This window comes from Mycobacterium sp. NTMscope_Eco_3, assembly GCF_976985685.1.
Genome location: NZ_CDRJYZ010000002.1, coordinates 126,872 through 149,933, shown reverse-complemented (window position 1 = coordinate 149,933; position 23,062 = coordinate 126,872). Strand labels below are relative to the sequence as shown.

Genomic DNA, 23,062 nt, shown 5'->3' with positions numbered 1-23,062 from the left:
TGCGGCATCAGCCAAGGGTCGGGCTTAAGGATACGGTCTCGGCGAACAAACTCTGTGGGTTTATTCTCGTTAGTCGGGACGACCGACATCGAAATTCCCGTTGTTGTCCAGGAAAGTGGCGGTGACGCGTCGCGGGGCGCCGTCGACATTGACCTGGCAGGTAAAACTGTTGCCTTGCTTTATCGTGACGTTTTCACCGTGGTTGCAATTGACATCCGCCACGTTCTTATCCCCGTAGCCAGTGATCTCATCGGTCAGCACTCGTTCGATTTCCGATTGGGCGGCCTGGACGTCGAGCTTTTTCGTCAACAGCAAGTCGGGATTGGACAACCCGATCACTAGACCTATTGCCAGGACGACAGCAGCCGATCCGACTCCACCCCACAACAGGGCAGTCGACTGCGTGGATCGCTGGCGTCCTGCGGACCCAGGGGGACCATAGGGCGGGCTGGCGTATGGACCGGGCGGCGGATGACCGTACGGGTTGGCTTGTCCATACGGGAACGGTTGAGGCGCGAAACCGGGCTGCTGGGCAAGACCTGGTGACGGCGGGAGGGGCTGCCCTGCCGGCGGGAAGCTCGGAGCCGGGTCGGGGCCGTGGCGCTGCGATGGGGGTGTCGCAGGCGGCGGCCCAGTTGGCGCACGGCTGCCCGGGTGGACGACGGGTTGTTGGTAGACGGTTTGTTCGTCCTGGTCATCGGACGCCGCCCGGGCTGGCTCACTGCGGGGCCTCGCGTCTGGGTTGTCGGTGTCGTTATTGCGTTGCGGCGCTCTGGGTGTGGGCGCCACCAGGGTTTTTTCTGGATCGTCAACCAACGGCTTTTTGTTCCCCACGACGGTGGTTTCTTCGTCGGCGTGCGACTTGCGGGATACGACGATGGTGCGCTCCGCGTCGTCAGGCGTTGCAGCAGAGCTGGATTGGGCGCTATCGCGGCCCCCGGACGGCAACGAGCCTGACGGGCTGGTGGTCTCGCCATCGTCGGGTTTGTGCGCCATCATGCCCGCATGCTCTGGTCGCTACCCAGCGGGTGAAGGTGCCTGGTGTGCCAAGTGGGCATCGCGCTCTCCATCTGCGGCTCACGGGTTATCACGGCGGCGGCCGGCATCAACGGGACCGCCACGGATGCGCGTCCAGCATCGCGGTCACCCGCTCAATCACGCCGGGGTCGGTGCGACCTTCTCGGGCCAGTTGTTCGGTTGCCGCCGCGATCCGAGCAAGAAGCCCGCCATAGGCGCGGGTGGCGGCTTCGACGTAGACGTGCACGGCATCGCTACCTTGCGCCGTCAACGCCCGCAAGTGCTCAGAGAGATCGCCGGACTGGCGTTGCACCGTGGACACCAAGGCGCCCACCGCCTGTGCATCAACTGGTCTGGCGCCGCCACCCAGCGCCGTCTCGAGCGCGAGGTCGAGATCCCGCACCGTGGTCAGGACGTCTTCGACATAGCCGGTGTGACCGCGTATTTCTGCGGCCGGAATAGGGACACTCAGCAATAGCTCAGCGGACGGGTGGGCTTGCGCGGCTTGAGCGCGTGCCCGCGCCGCCTCGGATTGGGCGGCGTACAGAGACGCCAGCGCTTGCTCTGTCTGCTCACGCGCCGCTTCCACTTCCGCCGCGCATTCGGCGCGCAGCTGCTCGATTTCCTCGCTCGTACGGGCGATGGCGTCGTCGGCTTCTGCGCGTGCCCGAGCAAGCGCAGCGTGGGCGGTTGACACCTCACCGTCGGCCTGGCCCCGGGCGGCCGCCACCTCGGCCGCGGCCAGCGCCCGTACCCGTTCGAGCTCGCCGCGCAACTCTTCCAAGTCTTGCTGAGCCGCTCTGCGGTCTTCGGCGCGCTCGGTCATGCGCTGTTCGGCGCGCGTGTCAGCTGCGCGGGCCTGCTCGGCGGCGGCGGCCACCTCGGCGCTCGCGTCGGCGCGTACCCGTTCGAGCTCGTTGCGGAGTTCTTCGAGGGCACGCTGAGCCGCCGTGCGCTCTTCGATCCGCTCGGCCGCACGTTCTTCGGCCCGTCGGTCAGCGGCGCGGGCCTGCTCCTGTGCGGCGGCGACCTCGGCGGCGGCGTCGGCGCGGACCCGATCCAATTCGCTACGTAATTCTTCGGCAGCTTGTTGGGCGCTGCGCAGTTCGGCGGCGTGTTCGACAGCCTGACGTGCGGCTGCGCTGTCTGCTGCCCGCGCCTGCTCGCGGGCTTGCGCGGCGGCCTGGGCGGCCTCTTCGGCCTCGGCGCGGGCCATGTGCGCGGCTGCTTGAGCGTCACGCTTGTCTTGTTCGGCCTGGCGCGCCTGGTGCTCGGCCACAGCCCGCAAATGGTCCGCCTCGACGAGCTGCATCGCTGGTGAGAGCCGTTTTGGTGCTGGCCCACTACGGTTGCGATGTTCGATCAGCTCGCCTTCGCTCATCGCGGCCACCGCGGCCAACTGCGCCGGCGCGGGCTTGCCAAGCCGCTGGGCAGCATCGACCGCGGCCGTCGCGGCCTGCTTGGTCACCGCTGCCCATCGGTCGATGTCGAGTTCTTCGATGTGCTGACGCAGATGTGTCATTGACGGCGTCGCCTGCCCTGAGCTGCGGCCACCTCTTTGGCGGGCCGGGGGCGTGGGGTATCGCCACCTTGCGCCGGTGAGCCCGATGACTGCACGGTCTCCCTCGGACCGGAGGGAGCGTCAGCGAGCGTGGGCTCAGCTGAGGCCGAGGGGACGGACGGCTCGGACGCCACGCTGCCCTGCTGGGCCAACACCTGCGAAAACTGGCTCAAGTAGACCGTCACCGCGCCCGTCAGCGTGGCGTCACCGAGACTCTCGGCGTCGCGTAACAAACCCCGCAACAGCTCTAGAGCCAGTTCTGGCCCCAAATCCACCGTGGCGCCTCGGCTGGCCGCCGGCTCTATCCCCGCCGTTTCCACCACCCACACCAGCCGCTGCCAGCATCGGTCCACCGCGGTGTTGTGTTGCTCGGCCTCACGAATTTGACGGTTGTGGCTCTCTTGCCGCTTGGATGCACGCCAGAAGCCAATCAGGATCACCGCAGCCAACAACAGTGCCGCAAGCAACGCCGCAGCGCCCCCGAACCCAGCTGAGGTGAGGAACTCGCGGGCCGGCGGCAGCGCAGGCATCCGCTCAGGCACGAGGACCACCGAATCCACTGGTGGGGCCACAGGCATCGACATGGAAAAACCATACCGACCTGTCAGGGCCTGGCGCGACGCTCACGATGATTTGCTCGGCGGGCGTCGCACAACCCCGCCAGCACCGCTAGGTTCGATTCAAATATCACTTTGGCCCCGACAGTCGTTGTGCTGCAACCGATACGAGTGAAAAGGATCCAGTGAAAAGCTGCGCCCACACCTCGCCTGCGTGGCGTTGCCTCGTCTCGGTGGCCACCGCGGCGGCACTGCTGACCGGGTGCAGCTCACCGGCTTGGCGCACCGGCAACCCACCGCCGCCGGCGTTGAACGCTACCCACGGCGTCTACCGTCTGGTCCAGGAGCCCGAAGCAGGCTACGCGGCCATCCTCGGGATCATCGGCCAGGCGCGCCGAACCCTGCGCATGACGATGTATGAGCTGGCCGATTCCGCCGCGCTCAGCGCGCTCGTCGACGCCCACCGCAGGGGCGTAGACACCAAGATCATTCTCGACGCCGCATTCCACGGCCGCCAAACCAACACGGCCGCCTACGACCAGCTCAAAGCAGCCGGCATCGACGTACGATGGGCGCCCGCGGCCACCATCTTCCACCAAAAGACACTGACCGCCGATGACACCGAAACCGCAATCGGCACAGCCAATCTCGTGGCCAAGTACTACCCGTCTAGCCGCGACGCCTGGGTACTTGACACCGACCCCGCCGACATTGCCGCCATCACCGCCACCTTCGACGCCGACTATGCCACCGCCGCAACGGGCCGCCCAGCACCAGGTGTGCCAAGCCCACACCTGATCTGGTCACCTGACGCTCGCGCCGCCTTTCTACAGCAACTCGACACCGCCGGGCACAGCATCGAACTGACCACCGAAGAACTCAAAGACCGCGCCATCGTGGCCGCCTTGACCAAAGCCGCCCACCGTGGCGTCACCTGCCGCATCGTGCTGACCGCCAACCCGGCCACCGTCCACACCGTCGATGAACTCACTGCCGCCGGATGCAAGACCCATCAATACCCCGCCGACCGCAAGCATCTGTATATCCACGAGAAAATGATCCTGATCGACAGGACTGTCCTCGTCATCGGCAGCCAAAACCTGTCCACCACAAGCCTTCTGGAAAACCGCGAAGTGTCCTTGCTGCTCACCAACCAGACCGCCAAGCCGGTCATCGACGCCGTGGCAGCCACCTTCGACAACGACGACCGCCAGTCCACGCCGTAGGGTCCCGCCAGGCCGCGGACGCATAATGGTGTGGTGCAGCGCATTCCCTTGCCCCCAGCCCCCATGCTGGCCAGCGCCGCACCGCCCCCTGCCGACACCACTGGATACTGTTTCGAGGCCAAGTGGGACGGCATCAGGCTGCTTGCGCGATGCGCCGAGCGGGTCGAGTTATTCAGTCGCCAGGCCACCAACCTCACCACCTGCTTCCCGGAGATCGTCGACGCGCTCTCAGCGGGCCTTGAAGGGCGGACTGCCATCCTCGATGGTGAGCTCGTCGCCTTCGATCACCACGCTCGACCAAATTTTCAGCTGATTCAGCGCCGCCTACGCGCCCCGCGCCCGGGCCCCCGCCTACTCGCCTCCGTGCCGCTGACGTTCTGTGTTTTCGACATCATCTACCTCGACGGCCATGACCTCACCGGGCACACCTACCTGCAGCGCCGCAGGATGCTCGACGACCTGCGCCTGCACAAACCACCCATCGTCATCTCTCCGTACTGGACAGGTATCGGCACTGACGCGATGGCCGAGATTATGCGGGGCCTGGGCTTGGAAGGCTACGTCCTCAAGCACGCCCACTCCACCTACCAGCCCGGCCGACGCTCGGCTGCATGGATCAAACACGTTGTCCGCCAACGAAGGCCCATGGTGGTCGGCGGGTTCATCCCGAGCGCCGGTACCCACCGCGGCGGTCTGGGCGCACTGCTGGTCGGGGCCTACGACACCAACGGCGAGTTGCGCTACTGCGGGCACGTGGGCGCCGGCATGACGCCGCGCACGCGGGCCAGCCTAATGGAGCGCCTCAGCGACCTGCAGCAACCCCTCACACCGTTCGCCGCACCGATACCAGAGCTACGCGGCGCCCGCTGGGTACGCCCGACGGTAGTCGTAGACATCGAATACCGCCAATTCACAGGAAGATTGCGCCACCCAGCACTCAAAAGCGTTCTCATCGACGCTGATAGCTCTGGAATATCGCTTCCCCCCGAGGGGTGAGGCTCTCGATAGCATGGGCTTAAGAACCAGCTGCGATGTCGAACAGGGCCAGCTGCACCGGTTTTGACGGTGTGCGACGGCCTGGCCGGCGCTGACGGCTCTCTTTGTGTGCGACGTCGGCGATCGCGGCGGCAGCAAAGGCCAGGTATTGCGCACTGGGCTGTTTGTCGACTTCCTGCCCGGGCCGATAGGTCGATCGGATCGACTCACGCAGCGCAGGAGGCACAAGAGACCAGTGATGTGCGCACATGAATAGCCGCGGCTCGATGTCGACATCGCACCCGCGGGCCCGGCAGACATGTGGCGGTGCCGTATCCGAAGGCGACGGCAGCGGCGTCGTCATTTCGACTGCCGGGCAACGCAGTTGGGCCGCGCGCGACTGTCTGCTGCGCGGCCATGCGATGTGATCACCGCAGCCTCCCAACTGTCGGACTGGTTCAGGGCTGGTAGATGGTGTCGGCGACATGGGTGGCGAAATCGTTGACCACCTGCCATGTGCCCTGGACAACCACCGCGATTAGCGCCACAGCGATCAGCACGGCCGCCAGCAGGCCGCCAAGCCACGGGAACTTACGCGAATCATTCACTTTCGCCACGGCTTTCAGTCGATGACAACACCGCCGCGACCTGACGAGGACGCCGTAGGTGGTGGGGGGTCAGTTCCCAGTGGGTGATACGGCCAGGCTGGTCTGCGACGCGGCGCACGACACCGCGCCGCGCCAAAATCACCAGCGCGCGATAGACCTCTTCGGCCACCACGGGGCGGCCACGCGGGCGGCACACCTCGGTAACAGCCAGGCGGGCTTGGGTGGTCGACATCGGTTGATTCGCGTCAGCCAAAACCGCGACGAGATGCTCGCGTAACTGCTCGGCGTTCACTGGGCGATCGCTTCGGCGGCGCGGCGGTGGCGTGCCACAATCCATTCCCACATGGTGCTGGGCTTATCCACGGCGGCCCGGTCAGCCTGCAGCAGCGTTTTCACTGCGCGGTCGTATTTGGTGAGGAAGTCAGGCCAGTCGGGCAGCTCGGTGGTGATGCCTGCCGTTCCGCGGCGCAGCAGCCGGGCTTGGCCCCGGTTTTGCGGAAGCAGTCGCCGGTAGTCAAGGCTGGGACCTAGCTGAGAGGACAACGTTTTCCCGCCGGTGGCCTGATCGAAGCTTTCCTGGCGGCGGGTGGTCTCACGTGACCACTGTTCGCCGCGCTGCAACATTTCCATCTCGTCAGCGCCGTACATGATCAGCGCGGCCGGGAAGGTGGCGCGCAGCTCGCGGGCATAAGCGCTGCCATAGACGGTGTCGAACTGGCAGGACGCCTGCACGGCGAGCACCAGATTGACGCCAAGCCCGCGCCCTTCTGAGACATAGCGGCGCAGCGCGGGCATCGGCGCCACGTTGGTAGCCTCGTCAATCACCATCAGCAGCCGGTGCAGCATTTCCTTGCGCGCGGTTTTGCCGCGCCAGCTGCGCACCAGGTGGTCGAGCAGTGTGACGGCCGCGCCGGCGATCGACCCTTCGGCGGGGGCCAGGATGAACAACGTCGCATCCGGGTCAGACAGAAACGCATCGTCGAAACACGGTGCGGTGTCCCCGCGCAGCCCCAGCCGCATCCACGGGGTGACCGCCTTGCGCATGGTCAGCGCGATACTGTCGCGCTGCTTGGGCTCCATGGCCAGCGTGCGCATCAGCGCGTTGCGAAACAGCGGCTGGCTGGCCACCTGACGCGCGGCGCTGTGCCAGCCCGGCGCGTCGGGGTCCTTGTCGTCTTTTTCCAAGTTGTCCACGGCCAGCAGCACCCATTCGATGCCTTTGCCGTGCCCACGAGGGGAGGCCGCGTACAGCATCGCGGCCAGCGGGCCCTCGGTGTTGGCTTCCCAGATCCCAGCATCAGAGACCTGATCAATGCTCGAGCCCAGCCCGACCGCCGACATCTGCATCATGGTGTTGGCCGCAGTCACCGCCTGGTCTGGTGTGCTGATCAGCGCGGTCGGGTCAAACGAGCGCACCTGCGCATCGGCCGGGTAGACCGGCGAGTAGTCCGGGCGCAAGTCGATCACTTGTTTTGGGCCCCAACGGCGTTGGCATACCAGCCACAGCAGGTCATCTTTAGGTGACACGCATACCGCAGGCCCGCCCCACAACACCGCCGCCGGCGCTAAGACTCCGCGGGTCTTGCCGGTTTCGGTAGGGGCAGAGACCAGCAGATGGCAGGCACCCTCGGCAACCGAAAGCTGCTGGGTCGAGCTGTCACGGCTGAATCCGCAGTACGGCGAAGACGGCGGGCGATACATCGCTAGAACCTCCAGATCGGGCTCGGGTCACCGGGTGGCGCATCGCGGCGGGTGGGAAACACCCCTGGCCCGGTGAGATCATCGGGCTGTAGGAAGCCGAAATCGATGTCGTCGACCTCCTCGGCTGGGCGCATCGGCCACCAATCTCGGGCCCCGTCCACGGCCAACCAGCCTTCCAAAATGCCGTAGATGCCGGCGGTGAGCAGCGCGGCCGGGATTTGGGCCACCAGCCACGGCGCCACAGCCGCTGACACCAAGGAATCACCGGGCTCATAGAGCAGCGGCAGCGGCAGACCAACCACTACCGCCGCCCACATGAACGCGGCGATCGGGTACGAGCGTAGCTCACCGGGAATTAGCTGGACCACACGCACCGACATGGCCTTGCCCACCGGCCAGCCCAGCGGCGCCAATACCGCTGCCGACATAAGAATGATCGCATCGAACATTGCGTACGACGTTTTAATCGGGCGCGCATACCAAGGGTGAATAACATCATCGTCGGCGGGATCAACCCGCGCACCGGTGGCTGCGGTATCACGGTCTCGTATTTGGCGCGCGAGAATTTCTGAGCGCCTTTTCTGGAATATAAACGTGCGTTGGTTACGGGCGATCCACTTGCGGCGGATCTCGTCGAACCGATCAGCAGGCACTGGCATCAGCAGCATCCCCCACGGCTCGTACAGGCTCAGTGTAAAAGTCGTCAAGGCGCTGCGCGACGTCCATCAAAAAGTTTTTCAACTCGCTCGCGCAGCGCGAGACGCCGCCGCATTCGGCGTCGCGACGCGCCGCGTTGATCGCCGCTGCACACAGGTTGATCTGCTCTGATATGCGAACTGCGGGGCTCTCGCCGGCCAGCACCCGCTGGGCGGAACCTTCTTGCCACCCCAGCGCCACATCCAGGCGTGCCAGCGTCTTGGGCGCCAGCCCACCGTCACGTTCGGCGGCTTTATACAACGTTGACGGGGCTGGGCCGCCCGCGGCGGCGAGGTCCTCGCGCGTCCAGCGCAGCTGCGCCAGACGGTCCTCGACGAAAAAGAGCAGCCGCCTTACTCCGTCTGCTGGGAATGCGTTCACACAAAAGACGGTAACAACCGATCAAGTTATTTCGCTACGGCCGTGGAATATCCGTTACTGCACCCCTTAGGCTGACCCGTAAGGACAGGAGGTCAGTGGATGCGCGTGGTTTTCGGCGTCGCTTTCATCGCCATCATGGGAGCCGTTTTCACCGTGATGACGGCGGTGATCTTCGTGACCCAGCATCTGTTTGCTAGTGCGGTGATCGCGGGCGTGACCGCTGCTGCCCTGGTGAGCATCGCGCGTCGGCGACGCAAGGCCCGGTGCTCGCACCCTGCCCCGGGATACCTGGCCGTCTCGGCCCGGACACAACCCCACCCGGTCCGGGGCACGCCAACGCAGATGTCCTCAGCAGCTGTCCCGGCCCGCCGCCACCGGCCCGCCCTGGCGCCGCGGAGCGTGTCATGAGCAAAACCCCGATCGACCACCAGCGCGATCACACGATCGCGGCGACCGAAGGTTTCCTCGCCGACATCTACGGAGACGACCTGAGCGCCATCAAGGGTGAGCAGCCCGCGCAGTTGGAGGGTCAACCGCGCTGCGCGCCCGGCGACGACCACGACCCAGCGCTCACACTCAATGCGGCACCAGCCGGGGACCCCATCGACGTCGACGACACCACCTACGACGGTGCCGACCACGTTGATGTGCGGCGGCCCAGCGAGGACCCACCCATTGATCTCGACGGGCCCAGCGACTGCGATGATCAGCCCGACACCCACGGCGCTGACAACCATGATCTGGGCACCAGCGCGGCACCCGATGGCGACGAAACACCGCTGCCAGGTTCGGAATTGGTCGACCAGCTCACCGCCAGCAGCGACACAGACGACGCCGCAGGTAGTGCTGAAGAATCCGCACGCAGCCCGCGCTACAACAAGAGAATCGCTGTCGGCTTCGGCGCCGCCACCGTAGCGGCCACCCTGGTTGTCAGCGGCGCTCTGCTGGCCATGCGCAGCGACCCACACACCAGTGAGCCACCCCAGCCCAGCACTCGTCTCAGTGTTCTCGCCGCGCCGTCGAGCACCACCGCGGCCCCCGACAACCAGGACTCCACCATCCCCTATACCGCCACAGCGGTGGGATGCCTACCCGGCTCGACAGCCGCGCAATCCGTGGCCGGCGCCGACCCGACCCAAGCCTGGGTGTGTGTCACCGGCGGCAACATCGGCCAATTCCTGACCATCAATCTCGGCCGCACCATGGTCGTCACCGCCGTCTCCCTGACCCCCGGCTGGGTCGGGGCCGACGCCTCCGGCGCCGACCAATGGCACCAACACCGCGTGCTCACCCGTGTGCAATGGAGCTTCAACGACGCCCCACCCACCGCGGTGCCCCAAGAGACCGGCAGCGTGCACGGCGAAGCCACCAAACCCATGCCCAACCGCGGCGTGCTGGCATCGCGCATCATCATGCTCGTCCAAGAAACCGGGCGCGCACCGGCCGACACCACCACCAGCCCCGCCCCCGGCGGCGGGGTGCTCGGCGAGGTGCTGGGTCCCCCGGCGGCACCCGCTGACCCCACGCCGACCAGCACTCCCGCACTGCCCGGGCTGCCCGCTGACCCCAGCCACACCGACCCCGCCGACAACACCTTCGCCGTGTCGTCGATCAAAATCTTCGGCCACCCGCCCCAGTAAAGGTCTCGCCCACCATGCTCACCAACACCTGGCGCAAACGCCTCGACGGCACCCACAACGCGCTGCGCCGCGCCGGCCTCATCGTCGGCCTCGGATCGTGCAGTGTGGTGGCCATCGCCACCATCTGGGGCTGGATCTTCGACAACCCCATCGACGTCGCCGGGCCCGCGCGCAGCGCCGTCAACCGCACCGCCCTGGTCGGCTCCTACGCCCAAGACTGCGTCACCCGTTGGCTCACCGCCACCGCATCCCACCAACAGGTGCTGCACGACTGCTGGTCACTGCGCGACCCGATCAAGCTGCCCACCACCCCCGCGCTCATCGTGACCTCCCCCGCGGTCTCTGCGGTCACCTTGGTCAGCGACGTCGGCACCACCCAACAGTGGAGCGTGGTGATCACTGTCTCCGAGCGGGCCTTTGAAGCCGCCACCCCCCGCACCGCCTACTATCGGCTGCCCGTCGTCTACAGCAACTACGGCCTGCGGGCCAGCGCGCTACCGGCCCGGGTCAACGGGCCCGGCGCTGGTGCTGACGCCCCGCTGGGATACTCCACCGCGGTCGCTGACACCTCACCAGCGTTCGCCACTGTCACCGGATTCATCACCAGCTTCTTGACCGGGGCTGGCGGGCTGGAACGCTACGTCACCACCAGTTCCGGGCTGCTGCCCGCGGCCGACTATCGATCCGCCCAAGTCATCAAACTCATCGCCAACCACAGCCTCGGTGACCACGATGTGCCCGCCGAGGGCACCACCGTGCACGTGCTCGCGACCGTCAACGCAGTCACCAGCCAATACGCCCCGCTGCAGCTGGACTACCCCATCGTGTTGACCGTCACCAGCGGCCGCTGGAGCGTCTCAAGCCTCGACTATGCGCCCCTGCTCGCCGATGGCGCCGAACTGACCCCCGTCATCCCGACCGCCGCCGCGCCGCGCTAGAGGACCCCATGAGCCTTGAGCACATTCCCACCGCGATCGTCTCCGTCACACTGCTGTTGCGGCTGCTTCGACTCATGCACCGCGAGCTGCGCGCGCTGATCCTCACCGCTCTGCTCCTTGTCGCCCTCGCCGGCGGCGCACTCATGCTGGCCGCCGGACCCGGCCACGCCATCACCGTCGGCCCCCTTCTGCAAGCCCTTGTGACCTCACTAACCACGAAAGGAAATCTGACATGAGTATCGCTTCGGCCCCAACGTTTCTGGCAGCCACCGACTTGGTTTCGGGCAGCCACTCCCTCTACACCATCGGTGTGGGTGTGCTGGTTGTGTTCATCCTGCTCGCCGGCGGCGCACGCGCTGCCGGCTCCTTCTTCGGCGGGCGCATCGGCGCCACCGTGGGCTGGGCGCTGACCGCGGTCATCGTCGCCGTCATCGTCGGCTCGGGCTACGCCATCTACGTCTCGACTAAGCACACCGTCGACCGCACCGGCATCACCACCGGACAATTCGGCCAGTAACCCGAACCGCCACGCTGCCTTTCAGTGCCGAGCCGCTCCGCGGTCGGCAGGCACAACGCTTGAGGAAAGCCCGTGACCGAATCAGCCCAGCTGTTCAAAGGCGTCCACGACACCCCCGTCTACACCGACATCTTGTTCAAGAAGCCGCTGCGGCTGTGGGTGGCGATCAGCCTCTACGGGGGCACCGCCCTGACCGCCGTATTCACCATCCTGGCACTGGATTCCGGGCACGCTCGGTCCATCTTGATCTGCGGGCTGTTGGCGACCGGCGCCGCCGGCGGCACCGCAGCCCTCATGCCCCGCGGCCGGCCCACCTTGCGCTTTCGGGTGGCCAGCGCCTGGCGGGCCCTGCGCCCGGCCCTGGCCAGCAGCTCCACCGATCCGCTGCTCGCGCCGCCACGAACCGTCATCGGCAACCTAAGCTTCACCAGCCACGGCGTATACGCCCACTACCTGATCAGTGGATTGCCCTACTACCTGCAATCCACCAAACGCCGAATCGGGGTGGCAGACCGACACCAAACCCTCGCCCGTGAAATCCCCGCCGGCACTTGGATCTTCGGGCTCTCGGTGCCGCAAAACCAGCGCCAACTGTTACGCGCCATGCTCGACGGTCACCTCGACAAACCCCCCTGGATCAACGCCTGCCAGCAGATGGCGCCCGTCATCGCCGAACAAACCCCCCGCAACCGCATCTATTGGCTGGCGATGCCCGTCGACGCCGGCCGGGCCGGGCACAGCCCTGTTGGCCAAGCCACCAAACTGCGCGACTGGGTGATCGGCCGCGACAAAGACTCCGACGACTCGGTGGCCGCCTACCAACGCCTCGCCCACGACATCATCACCGCCCTGCCCGAAGAATTCGGTCCACAACCCGTCAGCGCGAACATGATCGCCTGGTTTTGGCGCCACAACGCCTGGCGGGGAGTGTTCAACAGCCCCCTGCCACGGCGCGACACCACCAGCCAGCTCGACACCACCGCGCTGCCGGCCGCAGTGTTCGACGACGGCGACCAACACCACCACGGTGGGCGCGTACTGCCGCTGCGCCTCATCGCCGCCGCCCTGGCCCTGGCGGGCGCCGCTGGCGGCACCGCGCTCGGACCCGCGCTGGCCGCCCCCATCGTCGCCCTGGCCGCGGCGGCGATGGGGGCCTGGAGCGCCGGCATCCGCCGTATCCCCTCGTGGAGCAAAACCCTGCGGGTGTCCAGCCCCGAAGGCACCTATCCCGACAGCTATCAAGCCATCCTGCCCGTCGTGGATATGCCCAAGGCCGGCATCGTGTTTCCCGGCTCGGAATTTCTCCAAGCCCTCGACGACCTCGACACCGGCGCCACCTTCGACTTCGCCGTCAACCTCGTCACGCTAAGCCGCGAAATGGAATTCGTGCGCAACGACCGCGCCAAAGGCAACATCGACGACCAATTCACCCAGCGCCGCGACGTCCGCAACGGCGACGCCGAACTCATCGCCACCTTGCGCCAACTCGCCGAATACCGCCGCCAGCTCGAAGCCAACATCGACGAACGCCCCCTGCACGCCGCCTTTCTCATCGCCGTCGGGGCGCCCGACCACGAAACGCTGGACTACAGCATCAAACGCCTACGCGAAGAACTCACCGCCTCCGGCCAAATCGCCATCCGCCACTATCGCGGCGCCCAAACCAAACTGTGGGCGGCCTTCAACCCCGCTGCACCCACCCACAAAACCACCGTCGACCAATTCACCCAACCCACCACCACCAAGAAGTGGTCACGGTTCGTGCCGTTCACCTCCTCCATGGTCGGCAACAGCACCGGAATCCTGTTGGGATTCAACAGAAACAACGCCCTCAACAGTGCGGTGCTGCTCGACCTGCCCGCCGCCGCACGCCGCAACCGCAACCCCTGCCTGGTGTGCAGCGGGGCGCTGGGATACGGAAAATCCTATGCCGCCAAACGCATCACCCGCGGCGAAATCCAGCGCGGCGCACAAGCATTCATCGTCGACCCCGGTACCGAATGGCAAAAAGCCCTCGTCGACGTCGCCAACAAGGCGGTCATCGACATGGCCGGCAACCAGTTCAGCTGCGACCCACTGCGTGTCTTTCCCCCTGGTCTCGCTGGCGGCTACTGGCTCGACTACATGATTCCGATGATGAGCCTGGACCCGCACAGCGTCGCGGTTCGCCGCCTACGCGCCATCTTGCAAGCCGACGTCGCGGCAGCCCTGGGCATCACCAGTACCGCCGCGCTCATGAAATACATCAGCCACATCCAAGCCCCCACCACCGGGCCCGATGACCGCGCCCCCCAGGTCATCCGACTCGCCGACGACCTCGCACCCATCGGCGCCGCCCTACAATCGTGGGCCACCCACGACTTCACAAGAGCCATCTTCGACCCCACGCTGCCCGTTCCCGACCTGGCCACACTCGACGTCACGATTTGGCTCACCGGCAGCCTCGATCTTCCCACCGCCGACGAAATGAACACCCCCCACCTCTACGAGCGACTCTCCGACCGCAAGCGCGCCTCGGTAGCCATCTACGGCATGCTCGTGCGGCTAGCTCGAGTGACATTCTTCGCCGACAGCACCCGCTTTGGCCTCATCGTCCTCGAAGAGGCCGCCGGGCTACTCAACTCGCGCGCCGGCGCCGACGACGCACACCTGATCAGTCGCCGCGCTCGCAAGCACTACACGGGGTTGTTGATCATCACCCAAAACCCCATCAAAGACCTAGCCCTCATGGGTGATGAATTCATCACCCAGCAGCTCATCATGCCCTTCGAAAACGAAGAACTGGCACGCCAAGTCGCCGCCAAAGTCGGCATCCGCCTTGACGACTACCCCGACATCGAAGAATTCTTCCTCGCCCAGCCCTCGCCCGAAGAGATGCGCGACCCCACCTCCTTCGACGAGCTCGACGACCGCCCCACCGCCGAGACCGGCCCGAACCGGGCTGGGCGGCAAGGTTACGGATTCTTCGTCGACGAGTTCCGCCGCAAATCCCCCATCTGGGTCGCCAGCGAACCCGACACCGCCGTGCACCACGCCTACGACACCACCCCCGGGCGCGCGGCATGACCACCGCGCCAACCACATTCAGCCAACGCGCCGCCGAATACCTGGGCTACCAGATGGCCATCCGACCCCGGCTGCGCCGCTTCACCACCTTCTGGCTCCTCACCCACACCCTGGCAGCGGCCGCGCTCGCCGGCGCGCCACCGGCGGCTGCCTCCACCCTGGCCGGTGCGCTCAACTGGACTGGTGTGACCGACAGCCACGGTGTGCCCGTGGGCAGCTACTACCTGTCGGTGGTCAGCACCAGCGAGGCCATCACCAAAGCTGGCCCGGGTCTGAGCGTCGACCCGTCGAGCTGGGCTCGCTGGCTGGCCAACGCCGTCACAGTCGGACTCGACCATGAGCTGATCGTGGAACTGCTGCAAGCCCAGGCCGGCATCTACATTTTCATGATCGCCATGTCGCTGTGGCTGCTGCGGTTCGCCATGTCCAACACCTGGCTATTGTGGCTGGCCACCTGGTTTCGTCCCATCTTCGAGACCATCCGAGTCATCCTGGCCGATCTGTGGGTCTTTCCCATCTGCCTGATGCTGGGCCTCGGCGTCGGCGCATACCACATCCTGTGGCACGGCCGCAAAGGCTTCGGATCGGGAATCATGCTGTCCACCATCGCTGTTGGCGTCCTGGGCATCGTGCTCACGCATGACCCACTGTCTGACCTCTACAACGAAAACGGGCTGCTCACCCAAGGCCGAAACCTCGGATTCAGCGTCTCCCAGGCGGCGTTCAACAATGGCTCCATCACCACCGGGGGCGGTCAAGCCCAGCTGCAACACCTGACCGGCCTCATCGCCGACGCCACGGTGCGGATGCCGTTGCAGCTGATGAACTTCGGCACCACCGTCGATGACATCGGCACCTGCGGGGGTGCCTACACCGCCGCCATGCTCACCCCTCACGACGGCAGCGACCTCGCCGGTCCCGCCCACGCCATGGCGTCCTGCGGGGCACCACAGGCCCTGTCGTTCGCCCAACACCTCAGCGGCGCCAACCTCGCCCTAGGCAGCTGCTATGGCCTGCTCGGGGCGGTCTTCGCCTTCTTCGTCTGCTACGTCACCTACAGCTACGTCATGGTGTGCTGCGCGGCCTTCGTCAACGCGCTGTTGTCCATCGTGGTCGCCGCGCCCGCCATGATTCATGGCCACCCGCGGCGGCGCGCCGCCCGGCGTATCAAGATGTTCTTCAAACACGCCGCCCTGGTGTTCGCCTACACCACCTACATCTCCATGGCCGCGATGATCGTCCTGAAAATGGGTGCCCGCGGCGGCTACGCCGATCAGGTCGGCATGAGCCACCCGCTGGCCCGACTCTTCATGATCGCCATCGTCTCCGCGGTCGCGATCGGCGTGTTCTGGTGGCTCAAACGTGAACTCGGCGACCACACCCGCCACGACTTCACCCAGGCCATCAGCGATCTCGGCCACCGAAGCCGCGAGGGCTACCAACGCGGGCAAGACGCCTACGACCGAGCCCGCGAGCTCAACTCACGCGCCCCCTGGTCCAAAACCGCCGGCGACGACCCCACCGATGCCCCTGATGAGCCCGACCAGCCCCTCACTGGCACCCCGGTCAACGGTCGACCACCCGGCGGACGACCACCCTCGCCCGGCCGCGCCCGCCATCACACACCAACAGCGCCGACCCCCGCCTCGACACCGGGTGCTACGGCCACGTCCGAAACACCCGCTGCGGCAACTTCCTCGGCTGCTGTTGACGGGGCGGTGATGGCCGGAGAAGCCGGCGCCGCCGTCGCGGCACCCGAAGTCGTCGCCGGCGCCGCAGTCGCCACTCGTGTCGTCCACCACCAGCGCCGTGACCACAACCCCGGCGGGAGCGCCCAGCCCACCGCCACCGGCACAGCCACCCAAGCACCTCACGCCAGCCCCGCCCGCAACCCCGCCCAACCCCCCACAACGCCCGTCGCGGGCCGCGCCGGCGCCACCAGCCCCAAGCCGCCGCCCACCAACAGTCCCGCCGGTCCTGGGTCCGGCGCGACCGGTCAGCCGCGTGCAAGTCGCCCTCAACCTGACCAAGCCGACCTCGCCGAAGACAGCAGCCCGGCCAAGGGACGCTCAACGCGTTCCCGTTAAAGCCGGCCCAACTCCCAATGCCCCAGCACCAAACCGGTGCGGCCCTTGGCAAGCGGCTCCGGCGTGGCCGCGAATCCCTTCATTTGCAGCGTCCAGTAGTGGGAATGTTCAGGGGCCAAATCCGCAGATTGATCGGCCCTGACCAAGGCGGGCAGGGTATACAACACGCGGTCCTGGAAAAGCCGTCCGCCGGGCTCATTCGGTACAAATTCCACGGCGCCCAGCACGGCAGGACGCAACCGCATGACCGCGTCGCGTTGACTGTGTTCGTAGCGTGCCGGCACCAATTCGCCAGAGTCGACCCACGATTCCCACAGCCGCACAACCTCATTGATGTGCTGATCGAGGAACGCCAGCAAAAACGGCATTCCGGTGGCTATCACGATGGTGTCCATACTCAGTCATCGTCGCAGAGACGACCGACAAGTTATCTGTAGCCAGCCAGCCCGGCCGTGACGCCGCCCGGGGCAAGGGCTCAACGATGACGTCGGCGTCGCCGCGTGTCTTGTTCAATGCGGATATGCATGAGCCATCCCGCGAGCCACGCCGGTTCGTGTTCGTTGCGCAGAGCCTTGATCTGAGCCGAACTCAGCCCCGCGGGGTGACCGGCGCACATACCCGTGATCAGCACGGCGCCGCGCAGCAGTGGGACGGTCCTGATTGAAAAGTTCGACACTGCATGCAAGTTGAGCGTGGCCATCCGGTTGATCGGCAACGAGCCTGTGGCCGCATCGAACCAGAAGACGAGATCATGCTGGGCGGTCAGGGATTCCGCGGACGGGCCGACGTGCCCATCGACGACCCTGGCGTCGATGGGCACCAGCTTCATCATCTCGTCGGGCGACACCAGGATGCCCACCGGAACCAGCGCCTCGAGTAACGCACTGTCGTTCGCACTAAGACGGCTGCGCGGCTTCACGGGCTTACTCGGAGCGCTTTTCAGAGACCGCGGCGCGCAGCCCTTCGGCTAAATCCTCGCGGGTCAGTTCGCGCAGCCGCAGCAGCTGCTCGTCGGTGACTTCGACGTCGTCGCTGGCCAGCAGGTCATCGAGCTCGGCAGTATCGAGGCGATCGTTGCGGTGATCGCGGGCTTTTTCGACCACGTTACGCACGAACCCGGCATTGCCCAGCACGTCGATGCCGCGGATCAAATCGCCTTCGGCAGTGAGGGTTTCTTCGGCATAGAACCTCTCGAAGTCTGGGCGCAGCACCTCAACGGCTTCATCGGTAGTCACGTCTTCGTCTTCACCCACCATCAGTTTGGTCAGCTCGATCAGCTCTGGCGGGGTGTAGCTGTGGAACTCGATCACGGTCGAAAACCGCCGGCGCAGACCTTGATTGACTTCCAACATCCGTTCGGTGGCTTTGGCGTAGCCCGCCCCGAACACTACGAGCTCGTCGCGGTGATTCTCCATGTACAGCAGCAGCGTGTTGATGATGGCGTTGCCGTAGGGGTCGCCGGTGGAGTAGCCACGTTCATGCAGGGTGTGCATCTCGTCGAAAAACACCGCCCCACCCAGGGCGCCCTCGAGCATTTCTTCGGTGTTCTTTTCCGCATCAGCCATGTAGCGGCCCAACAGTTTGGCGCGGCTGGTCTCCACCACCAGCGGCTTGCGCAACACCTTCAGCCCGCACAGTTGTTTGGTGAAAGACCGTGCCACCGAGGTCTTTCCGGTCCCAGGTGGGCCCAGCAGCAGGGTGTGCCGCGAGGTCACAGGCACCCTCAGCCCCACCTTAGAGCGGGCCAGATTGACCTTCGTGGTGGAGCGGATGCGTTTGATTTCGCGCTTGGCCGTCTCCATGCCCAGCATGGCATCGAGCTCGGCTTGCCCCTCAGCCAAATATTCCGACGCCTTCTCAGCATCACGGGCCGTCTCAGTCTCTAGCCGACTCGGGGCGCTGTCGGGATCCCACGGGTCGGTGCGAGCCTCAATGGTTTCGGGGTCGGTGAGCACCAGGCGCCGGCTGGGGTCATCCATCGCTTCGCGGGCCGGGGTGAACTTCGGATCGCGTGAATACACGCGGCGCAGCAGCTGGGCCGCCTCGTCCTCGCGGCCCAGATGGCGAAGACACATCGCCTGGGTGTAGAGCGTCACGGTGGCTGCCTGCGGCACGCGGTCATCGCCGGCGGCCCTCTCGCCGCGGCGAAACGCATCTTCAAACACCCCAAGTGATGCCAGCGCTGTGGTGGCCATCGCTGTGGCCGCGCACTCGTATTCGGCCCGATACCAACGCTTGTCGATCGGGAACAGGCGCAACACATCGGTCCAGCGTTGCGTGCGGAAATGCAGCAGCCCGCACACATAGGTATGCATGTCCGCGTCGAAGGGATCGGTCGGCTTGGCCGTCGAAGTCACCAACGCGTCGGCTTGGCTGTAGCTGGCTTCACGGATCAGCACCGTGGCGTACGCGGCGCGCAGCGCATCCACCGACCCGATCGGCAGCTGCAAAAATAGGCCATCGAAGACCAGTGGGCGGAAATCGGCGCCCAGCACGCCGAGACGGCGGATCTCCCAGCCGAAGGTTTCTGCGGCCGCCCACGCCCCCGCCAGCACCTCCACCGTGTCCTCACCGGCCAGCACTCGGCCCATCCAGCCATCGCACACGCCTGGCTCGGCACGGGTGACTGTGCGGAACATCTCGGCGGCCACCTGACGGTTATGGCTGGGCACTAAGCCGCCCACACCAATACCCGATGCCAGCAGCCCTCGCCGAAATGCGCTGCGGGCCGGAGTTTCTGCCTCGATACCTGTCATGGTGATGTCGAATCTAACCGTTTAGGCCGCCCGGCGGGGACCGGCATCAATCAAGCGGCGCTCGTAATCGAGGTTGATCCGCAACCGATACTGAAATGCCCACGTGCGGATCACCGCGGCGCCGCGACCATCCTGCTCGATGTGAATATCGGCGCCACTGGCCGAGCGCGCACCCACGGTGCGTATGGTGACCGCCGCGCCCGCCGGTGTTGGGCCCCCGACACGGTCATAGACCACCACGTACGGGTACTGCGACGGAGGTAGCTGCTCAGCGAGGCCTGCCGCCCCCACCATCTGCAGCCCGACCCCGGTGACCTGTTGCCAGCGTTGCGGCTGCTTGGTGCAAATCAGCACCTGGTATCCGGTCGCGGCTGCCCGCAACGCCACCTGCACCAGCAGCGCGAACTCCCCGGCGATCGTCACCGTCGCCAGTTCGGTGGGGTCGTGCAGATCCACCAGCAGCGGATGCCCGCTGGCGGTCGTTCCCACGATGATGCCCGTTGCCCCGATCGGGACCGCCACCTTCTCCCCGGCGGCCAACTCGCGGGCCGGCAGGTTCAGCCCGCCGGTGGCCGCGGTCAGCAGACCCGCGGCCAGCCCAGCGTCGTGGCGGCCGACGAGCGGATTTAGGCCCGTCAGCGGCGGCTCGGGCAGCGGGCCGCCGGTGTGGTAGCGCACCATCACCCCCGCCGTGGTGGCCCCGTTATCGGCACGACGCAGCTGGACCGAAACCGCGGTGGCGTCGGTATCCGGTGCCCACAGCCGGTCGATCGCAGTACTCGATATGTCACCTGGCGACATCCAATACGTCTGCACGTAGCCGCCTGCATGGCGCAGCCGGCCCCATCCAGACGCTAGGCCCGTCGGGTCGATACCGGCCAGCAGTGCCTCATCGGCGGCGCGGATCTGGGCGGCGCTGAGCACCCGTGACGGGATACGCAAGCTGGTCAGCTCGGCTGCTAGCCATTCGGCGGCCGCGCTCATCGTGGCTGCCACCGACTCGCGCCACACGATCGCCCTAGCACTCTGCAAGGCGTTGAACCGCACCACCAGCCACGTGCGGCGCTGCCCGACCGCGGGATGATCACCCACCTCGGCCGAATACACCGGCGCATACGGGTGATGCGTTTTAGGTGCACGCCGCGCCCCCACGCTGACAATGTCGATGCCTTCTAAGTGCACATCGAACTGATCGAGCCCAGCGGCCACCGCCTCGAGGGGCAGCTTCGCCAAGGACTCCACCCGCGGGTAGTCCAACACCGAGGGACTATGCGGCGGTCCGTCGACTGCGACCACTGCCACCAAATGTGGCCCCACGGCGCGGATTCCGACCGGCCCGGACCCGAAGCGGCGCTCGTAATCAGCCAGCTCGCCGGCGGCGCCGACGCGCGGGCGGCGCCCGGTCACCGATCGCCACAGCAGGCTCAGCAGCGGCGCACCGCGCCAACACAGCAGCACCAGGACCGTGATCAGCACGGTCAGCCCGACACCGACCCACCAGCCGGGGCGGCCCGCCGCGGCCGCGCCCGCTGCGATCACCGCCACGTCGACGACGAACACCGCTACGACCCGCGCCCAGCTCGCAGCCACACTCAGCGGGAAATTTGACTTCATCACCGGCCCTCTCGTCGACGCATCAGGGCGGCTGAACCCAGTACCACCGAGCACAGCAGCGCAAGCCCGCCGACCCCGGCGGCGGCCACCCACACCGGGGTCATGTCGCGGCCCACCTTCGGCGGTGCCAGCACCAGCGGCGCCGCCAAGTGCTGAGGCCCCACAGGTTCACCAGGCGGTAGGTCATAGGTCAAGGCGGCGACCGGGTCGACGATGCCGTGCCCGACCTGGTTATCCACCCCGCGCGCTGGCGCCCGCGCTGTCGCGAGCAACCGGTTGATCACCTGATGTGCGGTCAACTGGGGGTACTTGGCGCGCACCAGCGCGGCCACCCCGGACACCAGTGCGGCCGAAAACGATGTGCCCGCCTGGGCGACTAGCGTGTTCTTGTTGCCCTCAACGGCATTCATCAGCCCGTCATCGCGCGGCGAGAGGCCTTCGACGTCGGTACCGGGCGCGGCGATCGACACCCAGGGCCCGGCCATGCTGCTGCCCAGCGGAGCGCCGCTGGAATCCACCGCGCCCACGGTGAGCACATAATCGGAGAACCATGCTGGGGTGGCCACCGTCGTCACCCCAGCCCAGTCGCGAGGATCGTTGGGCGTCAACGGGTTATAAATCGGGTTCTGCTTGCAGTCGTTACCGACACCGGTTTCATTGCCGACGTTGCCGGCCGCGGCCACGATCACTACGTTGCGGTCCACCGCGGCGTAATGAATCGCCGCCCCCAAATCGCGCTGATCGATCATGTCGGTCGCGGTCATACACGACACCTCCGAAATGTTGATCACCGTGGCGCCCATGTTGGCCGCATGCACGATCGCGCGCGCCATGGTGCGGATATCGCCGGCCTTGCGCCGGGTGGCCGGGTCCTGGTTACCGGCGAAGGCATCCTTGGGGCTAAACGCTTTGGAGCTTTGCCGGATCGCAATGACCTGCACATCGGGGGCCACCCCGGAAAACCCGTCCGCTGCCGGCGCCGGCGGTGGCGGCGGCGCGGGGGCTCCCGGAGGCGGGGGTGGCGGCGCTGGCGGTCCAGGCGGGGCCGGGTCATCAGGTCCTGTGCCAGGGCTTTCGGGGGCAAGTTTGGCGTGACCGGCGGGCATCACCACCTGCGGGGTCGCTCGGGGATGCCACCCGGCCCCGTCCGGTGGCGGCGGGGGCGGGGGCGGTGGCAGCTGCACGGTTACCGTTTGCGGCGGCGGGGGTGGAGGTGGGGCCTCCGTGGTGGGCACCGTGTCGGGGTGACGGCTCTGGCGCGGCGGGGGAAGCGGTGTTTTGCCGTCGGCCGGTTGGGCGGCGATCAGCGACGCCACGATCGTGCCGTGGGCGTCACAATCGGCCAGGCCGTCCCCGCCGGCCACCACGTAGTCACCGCCGCCGACAAGGTCGGTCAGCCGCGGATGCGGGCTGACCCCGGTGTCGATGACGGCCACCTTCTGACCCGCACCGCGGCCAAACCGCCACGCCTCGCCCAAATCCAGCATGTCCATGTAGTGCGGCTGCACCCGATAGTCCGTACCCGGCAGCGTGCCCACCTTGGGGCAAAACGCGCCCTGGCGCATCGGCTGATCCGGGCCCGGAGGCCCATCGGGCGGGGTTGCGCCCACATCAATTTGTGGGGGCTCCACTGCGGTAGCCGGCGGGGCAGCCCACAGCCCGGTCAACCCCACCACTGCAACAGCGGACACCGCCGCGCAGGCCTGTTGCGCACGACTCACC

At 66.6% G+C, this 23,062-nt stretch carries 23 protein-coding genes; 9 read left to right on the top strand and 14 right to left on the bottom strand.

Annotated features, from left to right (window positions below):
- Positions 1 to 69: 69 nt before the first annotated feature.
- From AC0KTM_RS29130 to AC0KTM_RS29120, 3 genes are all read right to left on the bottom strand, one after another.
- Positions 70 to 999 carry a DUF4333 domain-containing protein gene (locus AC0KTM_RS29130; protein WP_232512939.1) on the bottom strand — a complete coding sequence of 310 codons (930 nt, stop codon included), beginning with the start codon at positions 997 to 999 and terminating at the stop codon, positions 70 to 72.
- 106 nt (positions 1,000 to 1,105) lie between these two features.
- A complete protein-coding gene (locus AC0KTM_RS29125) occupies positions 1,106 to 2,539 on the bottom strand; it encodes a coiled-coil domain-containing protein (protein ID WP_047323673.1) in 1,434 nt (477 codons plus the stop codon).
- Positions 2,536 to 3,162, bottom strand: coding sequence for a hypothetical protein (locus AC0KTM_RS29120; protein ID WP_231614246.1), 627 nt, complete (start codon positions 3,160 to 3,162; stop codon positions 2,536 to 2,538). Before AC0KTM_RS29120 ends, AC0KTM_RS29125 begins: the two co-directional genes overlap by 4 nt.
- Positions 3,163 to 3,368: 206 nt before the next feature.
- Here AC0KTM_RS29120 and AC0KTM_RS29115 point away from each other — a divergent pair, with 206 nt between their 5' ends.
- Both AC0KTM_RS29115 and ligD read left to right on the top strand, forming a co-directional pair.
- The gene (locus AC0KTM_RS29115) at positions 3,369 to 4,361 is read left to right on the top strand and encodes a phospholipase D-like domain-containing protein (protein ID WP_047323674.1); all 993 of its coding nucleotides are present in this window, start codon (positions 3,369 to 3,371) and stop codon (positions 4,359 to 4,361) included.
- A gap of 33 nt (positions 4,362 to 4,394) precedes the next feature.
- Positions 4,395 to 5,357: a non-homologous end-joining DNA ligase gene (ligD, locus tag AC0KTM_RS29110; RefSeq protein WP_136246248.1), complete on the top strand. Its 963-nt coding sequence runs from the start codon at positions 4,395 to 4,397 to the stop codon at positions 5,355 to 5,357.
- 19 nt (positions 5,358 to 5,376) lie between these two features.
- Here the strand turns inward: ligD and AC0KTM_RS29105 are convergent, their stop codons facing one another.
- From AC0KTM_RS29105 to AC0KTM_RS29080, 6 genes are all read right to left on the bottom strand, one after another.
- Positions 5,377 to 5,700, bottom strand: a complete 324-nt coding sequence (locus AC0KTM_RS29105; protein WP_192579513.1) for a hypothetical protein — start codon at positions 5,698 to 5,700, stop codon at positions 5,377 to 5,379.
- Positions 5,701 to 5,794: 94 nt separating this feature from the next.
- Positions 5,795 to 5,953, bottom strand: coding sequence for a hypothetical protein (locus tag AC0KTM_RS29100; protein WP_156181215.1), 159 nt, complete (start codon positions 5,951 to 5,953; stop codon positions 5,795 to 5,797).
- Positions 5,937 to 6,236 carry a hypothetical protein gene (locus AC0KTM_RS29095; RefSeq protein ID WP_052955336.1) on the bottom strand — a complete coding sequence of 100 codons (300 nt, stop codon included), beginning with the start codon at positions 6,234 to 6,236 and terminating at the stop codon, positions 5,937 to 5,939. Before AC0KTM_RS29095 ends, AC0KTM_RS29100 begins: the two co-directional genes overlap by 17 nt.
- Positions 6,233 to 7,645, bottom strand: a complete 1,413-nt coding sequence (locus AC0KTM_RS29090) for a type IV secretory system conjugative DNA transfer family protein (RefSeq protein ID WP_047323676.1) — start codon at positions 7,643 to 7,645, stop codon at positions 6,233 to 6,235. The genes AC0KTM_RS29095 and AC0KTM_RS29090 overlap by 4 nt, the downstream gene beginning before the upstream one ends.
- Before the next feature lie 2 nt (positions 7,646 to 7,647).
- Entirely contained in the window at positions 7,648 to 8,313 is a 666-nt protein-coding gene (locus AC0KTM_RS29085; protein WP_052955337.1) for a hypothetical protein, read from the bottom strand.
- Positions 8,288 to 8,722, bottom strand: a complete 435-nt coding sequence (locus AC0KTM_RS29080; RefSeq protein ID WP_052955338.1) for a hypothetical protein — start codon at positions 8,720 to 8,722, stop codon at positions 8,288 to 8,290. Before AC0KTM_RS29080 ends, AC0KTM_RS29085 begins: the two co-directional genes overlap by 26 nt.
- A gap of 99 nt (positions 8,723 to 8,821) precedes the next feature.
- Between AC0KTM_RS29080 and AC0KTM_RS29075 the strand changes: the two genes are divergently transcribed.
- The 7 genes from AC0KTM_RS29075 (at position 8,822) to AC0KTM_RS29045 (ending at position 16,970) form a co-directional block, all read left to right on the top strand.
- Positions 8,822 to 9,130 carry a hypothetical protein gene (locus AC0KTM_RS29075; protein WP_047323677.1) on the top strand — a complete coding sequence of 103 codons (309 nt, stop codon included), beginning with the start codon at positions 8,822 to 8,824 and terminating at the stop codon, positions 9,128 to 9,130.
- Positions 9,127 to 10,362, top strand: coding sequence for a hypothetical protein (locus AC0KTM_RS29070; protein ID WP_052955339.1), 1,236 nt, complete (start codon positions 9,127 to 9,129; stop codon positions 10,360 to 10,362). Before AC0KTM_RS29075 ends, AC0KTM_RS29070 begins: the two co-directional genes overlap by 4 nt.
- A 14-nt stretch (positions 10,363 to 10,376) precedes the next feature.
- On the top strand, positions 10,377 to 11,300 hold the full coding sequence (locus AC0KTM_RS29065; protein WP_047323678.1) for a conjugal transfer protein: 924 nt from the start codon (positions 10,377 to 10,379) through the stop codon (positions 11,298 to 11,300).
- Positions 11,301 to 11,308: 8 nt separating this feature from the next.
- A complete protein-coding gene (locus AC0KTM_RS29060; RefSeq protein ID WP_047323679.1) occupies positions 11,309 to 11,536 on the top strand; it encodes a hypothetical protein in 228 nt (75 codons plus the stop codon).
- Positions 11,533 to 11,817: a hypothetical protein gene (locus AC0KTM_RS29055; protein WP_047323680.1), complete on the top strand. Its 285-nt coding sequence runs from the start codon at positions 11,533 to 11,535 to the stop codon at positions 11,815 to 11,817. Before AC0KTM_RS29060 ends, AC0KTM_RS29055 begins: the two co-directional genes overlap by 4 nt.
- Before the next feature lie 72 nt (positions 11,818 to 11,889).
- On the top strand, positions 11,890 to 14,883 hold the full coding sequence (locus AC0KTM_RS29050; protein ID WP_047323681.1) for an ATP-binding protein: 2,994 nt from the start codon (positions 11,890 to 11,892) through the stop codon (positions 14,881 to 14,883).
- Complete coding sequence (locus tag AC0KTM_RS29045; protein WP_047323682.1) at positions 14,880 to 16,970, top strand: hypothetical protein; 2,091 nt, start codon at positions 14,880 to 14,882, stop codon at positions 16,968 to 16,970. The genes AC0KTM_RS29050 and AC0KTM_RS29045 overlap by 4 nt, the downstream gene beginning before the upstream one ends.
- Here AC0KTM_RS29045 and AC0KTM_RS29040 read toward each other — a convergent pair.
- The 5 genes from AC0KTM_RS29040 to mycP form a co-directional block, all read right to left on the bottom strand.
- Positions 16,967 to 17,365, bottom strand: coding sequence for a hypothetical protein (locus tag AC0KTM_RS29040; protein ID WP_047323683.1), 399 nt, complete (start codon positions 17,363 to 17,365; stop codon positions 16,967 to 16,969). The two genes, AC0KTM_RS29045 and AC0KTM_RS29040, sit on opposite strands and share 4 nt — an antisense overlap.
- Before the next feature lie 80 nt (positions 17,366 to 17,445).
- Complete coding sequence (locus AC0KTM_RS29035) at positions 17,446 to 17,829, bottom strand: hypothetical protein (protein WP_052955340.1); 384 nt, start codon at positions 17,827 to 17,829, stop codon at positions 17,446 to 17,448.
- A gap of 64 nt (positions 17,830 to 17,893) precedes the next feature.
- Entirely contained in the window at positions 17,894 to 19,726 is a 1,833-nt protein-coding gene (eccA, locus tag AC0KTM_RS29030; RefSeq protein ID WP_047323685.1) for a type VII secretion AAA-ATPase EccA, read from the bottom strand.
- 21 nt (positions 19,727 to 19,747) lie between these two features.
- Complete coding sequence (gene eccE, locus AC0KTM_RS29025) at positions 19,748 to 21,340, bottom strand: type VII secretion protein EccE (protein WP_047323686.1); 1,593 nt, start codon at positions 21,338 to 21,340, stop codon at positions 19,748 to 19,750.
- The gene (gene mycP / locus AC0KTM_RS29020) at positions 21,340 to 23,061 is read right to left on the bottom strand and encodes a type VII secretion-associated serine protease mycosin (protein WP_075630230.1); all 1,722 of its coding nucleotides are present in this window, start codon (positions 23,059 to 23,061) and stop codon (positions 21,340 to 21,342) included. Before mycP ends, eccE begins: the two co-directional genes overlap by 1 nt.
- Position 23,062: the final 1 nt, after the last annotated feature.

Coding starts and splice junctions, on each gene's coding strand:
- AC0KTM_RS29060 (WP_047323679.1), top strand. CDS start 11,309: ATGAGCCTTGAGCACATTCCCACCGCGATCGTCTCCGTCACACTGCTG.
- AC0KTM_RS29090 (WP_047323676.1), bottom strand. CDS start 7,645: ATGTATCGCCCGCCGTCTTCGCCGTACTGCGGATTCAGCCGTGACAGC.
- AC0KTM_RS29040 (WP_047323683.1), bottom strand. CDS start 17,365: ATGGACACCATCGTGATAGCCACCGGAATGCCGTTTTTGCTGGCGTTC.
- eccE (WP_047323686.1), bottom strand. CDS start 21,340: ATGAAGTCAAATTTCCCGCTGAGTGTGGCTGCGAGCTGGGCGCGGGTC.
- AC0KTM_RS29065 (WP_047323678.1), top strand. CDS start 10,377: ATGCTCACCAACACCTGGCGCAAACGCCTCGACGGCACCCACAACGCG.
- AC0KTM_RS29055 (WP_047323680.1), top strand. CDS start 11,533: ATGAGTATCGCTTCGGCCCCAACGTTTCTGGCAGCCACCGACTTGGTT.
- AC0KTM_RS29105 (WP_192579513.1), bottom strand. CDS start 5,700: ATGACGACGCCGCTGCCGTCGCCTTCGGATACGGCACCGCCACATGTC.
- AC0KTM_RS29085 (WP_052955337.1), bottom strand. CDS start 8,313: ATGCTGCTGATGCCAGTGCCTGCTGATCGGTTCGACGAGATCCGCCGC.
- AC0KTM_RS29125 (WP_047323673.1), bottom strand. CDS start 2,539: ATGACACATCTGCGTCAGCACATCGAAGAACTCGACATCGACCGATGG.
- AC0KTM_RS29120 (WP_231614246.1), bottom strand. CDS start 3,162: ATGTCGATGCCTGTGGCCCCACCAGTGGATTCGGTGGTCCTCGTGCCT.
- AC0KTM_RS29045 (WP_047323682.1), top strand. CDS start 14,880: ATGACCACCGCGCCAACCACATTCAGCCAACGCGCCGCCGAATACCTG.
- AC0KTM_RS29130 (WP_232512939.1), bottom strand. CDS start 999: ATGATGGCGCACAAACCCGACGATGGCGAGACCACCAGCCCGTCAGGC.
- AC0KTM_RS29075 (WP_047323677.1), top strand. CDS start 8,822: ATGCGCGTGGTTTTCGGCGTCGCTTTCATCGCCATCATGGGAGCCGTT.
- eccA (WP_047323685.1), bottom strand. CDS start 19,726: ATGACAGGTATCGAGGCAGAAACTCCGGCCCGCAGCGCATTTCGGCGA.
- AC0KTM_RS29070 (WP_052955339.1), top strand. CDS start 9,127: ATGAGCAAAACCCCGATCGACCACCAGCGCGATCACACGATCGCGGCG.